Origin of the sequence: Corallococcus praedator, assembly GCF_003612125.1 — a bacterium.
In the GTDB taxonomy this organism is placed as follows: domain Bacteria; phylum Myxococcota; class Myxococcia; order Myxococcales; family Myxococcaceae; genus Corallococcus; species Corallococcus praedator.
The window spans coordinates 1-7,192 of record NZ_RAWI01000442.1; the positions used below are offsets into that span (position 1 = coordinate 1).

General features: G+C 71.1%; 9 protein-coding genes and 1 pseudogene. 4 read left to right on the plus strand and 6 right to left on the minus strand.

Features of this window, described 5'->3' with window-relative positions:
- Positions 1-438: 438 nt before the first annotated feature.
- Together D7Y13_RS35450 and D7Y13_RS35455 are read left to right on the plus strand one after the other, a co-directional pair.
- Positions 439-756 carry a DUF3817 domain-containing protein gene (locus D7Y13_RS35450; protein ID WP_120585885.1) on the plus strand — a complete coding sequence of 106 codons (318 nt, stop codon included), beginning with the start codon at positions 439-441 and terminating at the stop codon, positions 754-756.
- A gap of 125 nt (positions 757-881) precedes the next feature.
- A complete protein-coding gene (locus D7Y13_RS35455; RefSeq protein WP_120585884.1) occupies positions 882-1,781 on the plus strand; it encodes a Uma2 family endonuclease in 900 nt (299 codons plus the stop codon).
- A gap of 9 nt (positions 1,782-1,790) precedes the next feature.
- On the opposite strand, the gene D7Y13_RS47260 is transcribed toward D7Y13_RS35455, so the two are convergent.
- From D7Y13_RS47260 to rsfS, 4 genes are all read right to left on the minus strand, one after another.
- A complete protein-coding gene (locus D7Y13_RS47260) occupies positions 1,791-2,492 on the minus strand; it encodes a ComF family protein (protein ID WP_199732977.1) in 702 nt (233 codons plus the stop codon).
- Between the two features lie 63 nt (positions 2,493-2,555).
- Positions 2,556-3,713, minus strand: coding sequence for an RNA ligase RtcB family protein (locus D7Y13_RS35470; RefSeq protein ID WP_120585883.1), 1,158 nt, complete (start codon positions 3,711-3,713; stop codon positions 2,556-2,558).
- A 72-nt stretch (positions 3,714-3,785) separates the two neighbouring features.
- Positions 3,786-4,250, minus strand: a complete 465-nt coding sequence (locus tag D7Y13_RS35475) for a 23S rRNA (pseudouridine(1915)-N(3))-methyltransferase RlmH (RefSeq protein WP_120537725.1) — start codon at positions 4,248-4,250, stop codon at positions 3,786-3,788.
- Between the two features lies 1 nt (position 4,251).
- On the minus strand, positions 4,252-4,812 hold the full coding sequence (gene rsfS / locus D7Y13_RS47265) for a ribosome silencing factor (RefSeq protein WP_199732976.1): 561 nt from the start codon (positions 4,810-4,812) through the stop codon (positions 4,252-4,254).
- 61 nt (positions 4,813-4,873) lie between these two features.
- Between rsfS and D7Y13_RS35485 the strand changes: the two genes are divergently transcribed.
- Positions 4,874-5,188 carry a tetratricopeptide repeat protein gene (locus D7Y13_RS35485; RefSeq protein ID WP_120537724.1) on the plus strand — a complete coding sequence of 105 codons (315 nt, stop codon included), beginning with the start codon at positions 4,874-4,876 and terminating at the stop codon, positions 5,186-5,188.
- 21 nt (positions 5,189-5,209) lie between these two features.
- Here D7Y13_RS35485 and D7Y13_RS35490 read toward each other — a convergent pair whose 3' ends face one another.
- Positions 5,210-6,304, minus strand: a complete 1,095-nt coding sequence (locus D7Y13_RS35490; protein WP_167508807.1) for a hypothetical protein — start codon at positions 6,302-6,304, stop codon at positions 5,210-5,212.
- Between the two features lie 95 nt (positions 6,305-6,399).
- Between D7Y13_RS35490 and D7Y13_RS35495 the strand changes: the two genes are divergently transcribed.
- A complete protein-coding gene (locus tag D7Y13_RS35495) occupies positions 6,400-6,942 on the plus strand; it encodes a hypothetical protein (RefSeq protein WP_199732975.1) in 543 nt (180 codons plus the stop codon).
- 16 nt (positions 6,943-6,958) lie between these two features.
- On the opposite strand, the pseudogene D7Y13_RS35500 reads toward D7Y13_RS35495, so the two are convergent.
- A pseudogene (locus tag D7Y13_RS35500) lies at positions 6,959-7,192 on the minus strand (TetR family transcriptional regulator); the annotation flags it as partial.

The window sequence follows — 7,192 nt, forward strand, 5'->3', positions numbered from 1 at the left end:
GGAGGGGAGGAGTCATCGCGGTGTGCTCACGGCGCAGGGGATAGCAGTCTCCGGGGCCGCGCGGGTGGAGGAAGGCGAGGGGCGCAACACCTTCCGACAATGGCGACGCGGAAGGCGTGGCGCACCGTCCCGTCGGACCCAGGACGCGCGTCCGGCCGTGCTTCCACGCGCCGTTGCTGGGGGAGGCTTTGTCCAGGCGACTGGCTCTCCCGCGCTTTGTGTGGATTCACCGCAAGGAGGTCTTGGGGAATGAGGGGTGGGACATCCAAAGCGTGGAAGAGCCAGGCGAACGGGGGAGCTGCCTCCCGGAAGGTGCGCCGCAGGGCCATCGAGCGCGAGCCGGGCCCATCACCGGGGCTCACTGGAGGCACGACGTGAGCCCATGCGGTTCATCCCCCGAGGCTTGACGGTGTCGCGGCGGGGGGGCGAGAAGCAGCCATGCTGAAGACCGCCCTGGGACGTTTTCGTGCCGTTGCCTTCTGGGAGGGGTTGTCCTTCCTGGTGCTGCTGCTCATCGCCATGCCGTTGAAGTACATGCTGCACCTGCCCCAGGGCGTGCGCGTGGTGGGCATGGCGCACGGCGTGCTCTTCATGGCGTACCTGTACACGCTGCTGATGGCCGCCATCGAATACCGCTGGGGCGTGAAGCGGATCCTCATGGCCTTCGCGGCCTCGCTGGTGCCCGGCGGGACGTTCTGGTTGGACGCGCAGCTGCGCGGTGAGGCGCGAACGCTGGAGACGGTGAAGGCGCCCTGAACCGGAAGGTTGGCGCGGCCCCCTGGCTACGCGCGCGTTCCCGAAGCCGTCCTGGCGTGCGGCTTGCTCCAGCGCCCACGCGGGGGCGATTGACCGAAGGGCCTACCCGACGCAGGCTTGAGGTCATGGGACGTCATACCGACAAGGTTGGGGACGCCTACCCTCGGGCGCCCTCGCAGGAAGCGTGGGAGCGGATGGGGTCGGAGGAGAGGGCGCAGGTGGTGGAAGCACTGCCCGCGGAGGTGACGTACGACGAAATGGCGATGCCGGAAGGAGACTCCCACCAGGAGCCCAAGTTCATCGCGAAGGCCGCGCTCAGGGGCTACTTCAAGCGACGCGGGCGCAAGGTGTACGTGGGCTCGGAGTTGCCCGTGTACTACCCGGCGGAGCGGCGCTTCGCGCCAGACCTGTTGGTCGTGCTGGATGTGGAGACCCACCGTCGCGGCAAATGGATGGTCAGCCACGAAGGACGCGGACTCGACTGGGTGATGGAGGTCCACGTCGGGGGCGACCGGAAGAAGGACGCCGAGTTCAACGTGAGTCGCTACGCCCGGCTGGGCATCCCCGAGTACTTCATCTTCGACGGAGGCCGGCTCACGCTGGAGGGCTACCGGCTGGCGACACCCGAGGCGCGCGTCTACACGCGCATGGAGTCCCATCACGGGCGCTTCGTCTCGGAGGTGCTGGGGCTCGAACTCCAGGTGGAAGGTGAAAACGTGCGCTTCTGGGCCGGCAACGCGCCGTTGCTGGATTCCGAGGAGTTCATCGATCGGTTGGAAGACCACTCGGTGGGGCTGCAACGCCGGGCGGAGCAGGAGGCCCGACGCGCGGAGGACGCCGAGCGGCGTCTCACGGAAGAGACTCAGCGTCGCGATGAGGAGACCCGCAGCCGCGAAGAGCTGGAGCGCCGGCTCGCGGCGGAAGAGCTGCGCCGCAACCTGGAAGCACAGAGCCGCGACGAACTGGAGCGCCAGTTCAAGGAACTGCAGGCGGAGATGGCCCGGCTGAAGAAGTCCCAGCACTGAGCCGTCCCCTCAGGCGAGGGTGAACGCCCTCGCCAACGTCAACACCTCCACCCGCGTGGCCCCTCCGTCCCGCAGTGCGACGGCGGCGGCCCGCGCGGTGGACCCGGTGGTGAACACGTCGTCCAGCAGCAGCACCTCCCGCCCCTTCACCGCCCGCGACGCCACGAAGGCTCCCGCCACGTTGCCCGTGCGCTCCGCCTCGCTCAGCCCCACCTGCCGCTTCGTCTCGCGCGTGCGCTCCAGCCACCCCACCGGCGCCACCCGCCCCGTGGCCTTCGCCATCGTCCCCGCGAGCAGTTGAGCCTGGTCGTACTGCCGCGCGCGGAATCTGCGGACATGCAGCGGCAGCGCCACCACGCACTCCGGCGCTGACCGGAGGAACCGCCGCGCCTCGTCCGCGAGCAACACTCCCAACGGCGCCGCGAGGTCCGGCTGGTCCTCGTACTTGAAGCGATGGATGGCGCGCGCCACCGGCCCCTCGTGCGCGAAGGGCGCCCAGGCCCGGCTGAACGGCGGCGGCACCCTCCGGCACCGGGGGCAGGTGTTCCCCGGGAACGTGCCGGGCTCCGCGCACGTCCGGCAACACACCGGCGGCAGTCGCTCCAGCGCGGTGTCACATGGCTCGCAGAACACCGCGCCCACGCCCGGCAGCACCTTCGCGCAGGCCAGACACATGGGTGGATACAGCAGGTCCAACAAGGCCTTCCACATCACCGGGACTCCAGGGGGCAGCTCATGCCGTGCCCTCGTGCCAGCCCCGTGCCGCGCCCCGCTTCACTCCGCCGAGCGGCCCCGCGTCTTGTACGTGAGCACCGGCGCCAGCGTCGCCACCACCCGCACCAGCCCCGCCTCCACCAGGTCCGTCACCACGCGGTCGATGGCCTTGTACGCGGGCGGTGCTTCCTCGAAGAGCAGGTCGCGGTCCTCGCAGACGACGTGGCTCTTGAACACCGTGCGCGTCAGGGACTCCGCGCTGAAGCGCTCCTTCAGGCGCTCACGCGCCGCCGTGCGCGTCCACTTGCGGCCCGCGCCGTGCGCCAGGCTGTGGGCGCTGTGTTCGCCCGTGCCCACCGGCAACACCAGATAGCTCAGCGCGCCGCGACTGCCGGGAATCACCACCGGCCCCTCATCCCAGGGCGCCGCGCCCTTGCGGTGCAGCCACCCCACGCGCCCGTCCGAGTGCCGCACGGTGACGCTGTTGTGGCACACGTCCAGCACCCGCCGCCCCGTCGCCCCGATGCCCTCCAACGTCCGATGCGCCACCAGCGCGCGGTTCGCCCGGGCCCACGTCACCGCGCCGTCGTGCCGCTCCAGATAGGCGCGCGCCTCGGCCGTCCCCGCCGTCAGCCCGCCCGCCGCGTGCCGGTCCACGTGCGTCCGGAGGATGGCCTCCCCCAGTCCTCGCGAACCCGAGTGCACGAGCAGCAGCAACCGCTCCGCCCGCAACCCCAGCGCCTCGAAGACGCGCGCGTCGTGCACCGTCTCCACCCGCTGCACCTCCGCGAAGTGGTTGCCACCGCCCACCGTGCCCAGCGCCGCCTCGAAGCCCGTGGCCTTCCCACCCTGCTCCGAAAGAAAGGCCTCCGCGTCACCCTCCCACGCACCTTCCAGGTCCAGCTTCGCCGCCCACCGCTCCGCCTTCGCCTTGCGCACCGGCAGGTCCACGTCCCACAGGCCCATGCCACAGCCGATGTCGCTGCCCACGAGGTAGGGATAGAGGAAGCCCTCGGACTCGAAGGCCGCTCCCACCGGGGCGCCCTTGCCGGGGTGCAGGTCCGGCAGCCCCACCGCGAGGCGCATGCCGGGCAGTCGCGCCACGGCTTCCAGTTGGCGCACCGCCTCGCCCTCCACCCAGGACTGGGGCGAAGCGATGATGCGCACCGTGGCGGCCGGCGCGACGGCCGTGGAGGTTTCAGAAGGTGACGTGGACATGGCCGCTCGGACGCGGGCCCCGCGCGCGCCCTGACGCGCGGGGCCCGGTGCCCGGCCGGGCTGCCCGGCTGCCTACTTGTGGTAGGGCTCGCCTTTGATGATGGTGAACGCGCGGTAGATCTGCTCGATGAGCACCACCCGCGCCAGACGGTGGGGCAGCGTCATCTTCGACAGGGACAACACCTGGTGCGCCGCGGCGCGCACCGAGTCGTCCAGCCCCTCGTCCCCACCGATGACGAAGAGCAGGTCCTTCGCGCCCGTCTGGGCCTTGGCGACGTAGCGGCCCAGCGCCACCGAATCCAGCAGCGTGCCGCGCTCGTCCAGCGCCACCACCCAGTCCTGCGGCTTGCGCTTGGACAGGATGGCGGCGGCCTCCGCGGCCTTGGCCTCGCCGGGCTTGAGCTTCTTGCCCGACGCCTCGGTCAGTTCAATTAGCTCGAAGCGCGTGTAGTGCTCGAGCCGCCGCGCGTACTCCTGCACGGCGGGCTCGAACAGCCCGGAGCGGTCCTTGCCGATGGACAGCAGGCGGACCTTCACCTCAGGCCAGCTTCTCCCGGGGCGCGTCCGCCCACAGCCCGTCCAGGTCGTAGAAGGCGCGCACCTCGCCGTTGAACAGGTGGGCCACGACGTCGTCGTAGTCCAGCAGCACCCACTGGCCCGTCTCCATGCCTTCGGTGCTGATGGGGCGCAGGGGCTGCGAACCCGTCTTGAGCTGCACCTGGACGTTCTCCGCCATGGCGCTCACCTGACGGTCGCTCTCGCCGGAGGCGATGACGATGTAGTCCGCGTAGGACGTCATCCCGCGCATGTCGAGGATGACGACGTCGGAGGCCTTCTTGTCGAGCAGCAGGTCGCCGATGCGGCGCGCCAGCTCGCGCGCCTTCGGGTTCTCAGCAATCTTGGGCGGAGCCGGCGGCGCCGGAGCGCGCGGCGCCTTCTTGCGAGCGGCGGCGGTCGTCTTGCGCGGCGGCGGACGGAGGCTGGACTTCGCCGACTTCTTCGCCGCCGTCTTCTTCCGGGCCGGAGCGCGGGTGCCGCTCTTCGCCTTCGCCTTCGTCTTCGTCGTCTTGGATGCGGGGGTCTTCTTCTTCGTGGCCATGTGCCAACTACCCTAGCGCACCCTTGGCAACCTTCCAGCGCTCCTCTAATGGGTTCCGTCCATGAGCGACGCCCGCCTGGAACAATTCAAGAAGATGGTGGCCCAGTTCCCCGACGCCCCCATGGCCTGGTTCTCCCTGGGGAAGCTTCACCTGGAGCGAAAGGAATACACCGACGCCATCCAGAGCCTGGAGTCCGCCGTCCGTCTGGACCCGAACTATGCGGCCGCCCTGGTTTCGCTGGGGGACGCCTATGTGGCCGCCGGACAGACGGACAAGGCCCGCCAGGTGCTGACCACCGGCCGGGACCACGCCCTGGCCCAGGGACACCCGGGCCTGGCCGAGGAGATCGACGAGCGCATCGCGGACCTGGACTGAGCCGGCCCCGGGCTGAAGCGTCTACTCCTGGTCACGCCAGGTGAAGCCCAGGCCGAACACCTGACGGGTGTAGCTCAGGGCGTTGCGCGGCAGGCGCGTGCTCCAGATGCCCCAGGACAGCTCCACGTCCACCCGGGGGGAGACAGGGCGGGCCAGCTTCAGGGACAGGGAGTTCTGCCCCTCGTCCTCCTCCACCAGGATGATCTCCGGCGACAGGAAGATGCCGTCCGGGTAGCGCGACAGGCCCAGCGAGCCCTGCGCGAGCAGCGTCACGTTCCAGGGCAGCCGCACCCCGGCGCTCCCGGTGAGCCGGTGGCGCAGGGCTGTCTCCCCGAAGCTGTTGGAGCTGACCTCCTGGAAGGCATACGTGAGCGAAAGCTTCACCGGCCCCCGGTACGTGTAGCCCGCTCCCGCCACCAGGGCCCCGTCCTGGCGCCGGTCCGGGGTCTGGACGTAGCCGGGGAAGGGCCGGGCCAGGGGGCCGTAGCGGCGCGAACCCCATTCGCCAAACACGCTCAGGGAGTGGCGCCGGTCCAACCGGTAGCGCCCCAGCACCCCCACCTCCATCCCGCCGAAGTCCGCGGTGTGGTCCGGGCGGTACACGAAGCGGCGGGCCCCCAGGCGCACGCGCAGCGCGAGCCGCACGTCCGGGGCGTACTCGGCGAACAGGCTGGTGCCCAGGTCCGAGTACGCGCGGCTGCCGCCCCGCCGGTCCTTGGCGTGGCCTTCGGCGCCCACGCCCCACTCGGTGCCCAGCGCCAGCGAGCCCTCCAGCGCGCCCGCCTGCACCAGGGTGTCCTCGTTGGCGTAGTCCAGGTACTTGCGCGCGCCCAGCTCGTAACGGCCCACCACCTGTGAGCGCTCGCCGGTGCCCCGGCCCTCCGCGGTGCCCAGCACGCTCAGCGCCAGGTCCGTGGTGGGGCCCGCCGTGACGCCGTCGGAGAAGTCGCGCGGGGCGTTGCTGTCCGCGAGCATCCGGCCGGTGCCCTTGAGCGAGCCCTGCCACTCGGCCGCGCGCGCACCCCCGCCCCACAGGGTGGCGAGGACGAGCAGGAGCGGGCGGAGGCGGCGGTCCAAGACGCGCGCACCATACTCCGGGCCGCCTGCACGCCCCATCCTCACGAAGCCCCCGGCCCCCACGTCCTCCGGGGGACAACCGGTGGCGCCAGCGGTCGGTGACGCCGCACCCGGACGCCCGGTACATTGGGGCCATGTCTCAAGTGTCCTTGTTCGCGGTGGTGGCCGGCCTGGGGCTCGCCGCCTGTTCTCCGTCGTCCTTCACCACGCAGGTGCAGGGCGAGGCGACGGTGCCGGCGAACACCATCGGCGCGCCCACCCTCCTCAATGCCTTTCCCGCCATCAGCAGCTTCGCGGCGCTGGACTTCAACGAGAACCAGGACTTCAAGAACCGCGACGTCACCAAGGACGAGGTGACGCGCGTGGAGGTGAAGTCGCTGTCGCTCAAGGTGCTCAGCCCCAATGATCAGGGCTTCGACTTCCTGGACTCGCTGGAGGCCGTGGCCCGCGCGGGAGACCGGGAGTCGCGCTTCGCGGGACGGGACGGCATCGCCGGGCTGGGTCTGAACCCGCCCAACCCCACGCTGACCCTGAAGGCGGACGGCAGCGTGGACCTGCGGCCCTACGTGGCCGCGCCCACCATGGCCATCATCCTGCGCGGCTCCGGGCGCCTGCCGGAGCGCGAGGTGCGCCTGCAGGCCACGGTGGTGCTGGAGGTGGAAGGGGGCCTGCTCTAGCGAGCCCGGCCGTGCTTCAGGGGGCCAGCGTCTTCGCCCGGCGCTCCAGCGCGCCCGCGCGTCCGTCCAGCTCGCGCGCCAGGGACTCCAGCTTCGCGGCTTCCTGCTCCAGGGACTTCAGGTCCTCCAGCCCGCCCGCGGCCAGGGCCTGGGCGCGCACCGGATCCACCTGGGGCCGCCGGTCGCTCGCGGTGGCGCCGGACGTGGGCGACAGCGACCCGCCCGGCGTCGCTGTGGGAAGGTCCCCGCC

What these genes read in the sequence shown, in the direction of transcription:
- D7Y13_RS35450 (WP_120585885.1), top strand. Translation starts at nt 439, where the DNA reads ATGCTGAAGACCGCCCTGGGACGTTTTCGTGCCGTTGCCTTCTGGGAG.
- D7Y13_RS35455 (WP_120585884.1), top strand. Translation starts at nt 882, where the DNA reads ATGGGACGTCATACCGACAAGGTTGGGGACGCCTACCCTCGGGCGCCC.
- D7Y13_RS47260 (WP_199732977.1), bottom strand. Translation starts at nt 2,492, where the DNA reads ATGTGGAAGGCCTTGTTGGACCTGCTGTATCCACCCATGTGTCTGGCC.
- D7Y13_RS35470 (WP_120585883.1), bottom strand. Translation starts at nt 3,713, where the DNA reads ATGTCCACGTCACCTTCTGAAACCTCCACGGCCGTCGCGCCGGCCGCC.
- rsfS (WP_199732976.1), bottom strand. Translation starts at nt 4,812, where the DNA reads ATGGCCACGAAGAAGAAGACCCCCGCATCCAAGACGACGAAGACGAAG.
- D7Y13_RS35485 (WP_120537724.1), top strand. Translation starts at nt 4,874, where the DNA reads ATGAGCGACGCCCGCCTGGAACAATTCAAGAAGATGGTGGCCCAGTTC.
- D7Y13_RS35490 (WP_167508807.1), bottom strand. Translation starts at nt 6,304, where the DNA reads ATGGGGCGTGCAGGCGGCCCGGAGTATGGTGCGCGCGTCTTGGACCGC.
- D7Y13_RS35495 (WP_199732975.1), top strand. Translation starts at nt 6,400, where the DNA reads ATGTCTCAAGTGTCCTTGTTCGCGGTGGTGGCCGGCCTGGGGCTCGCC.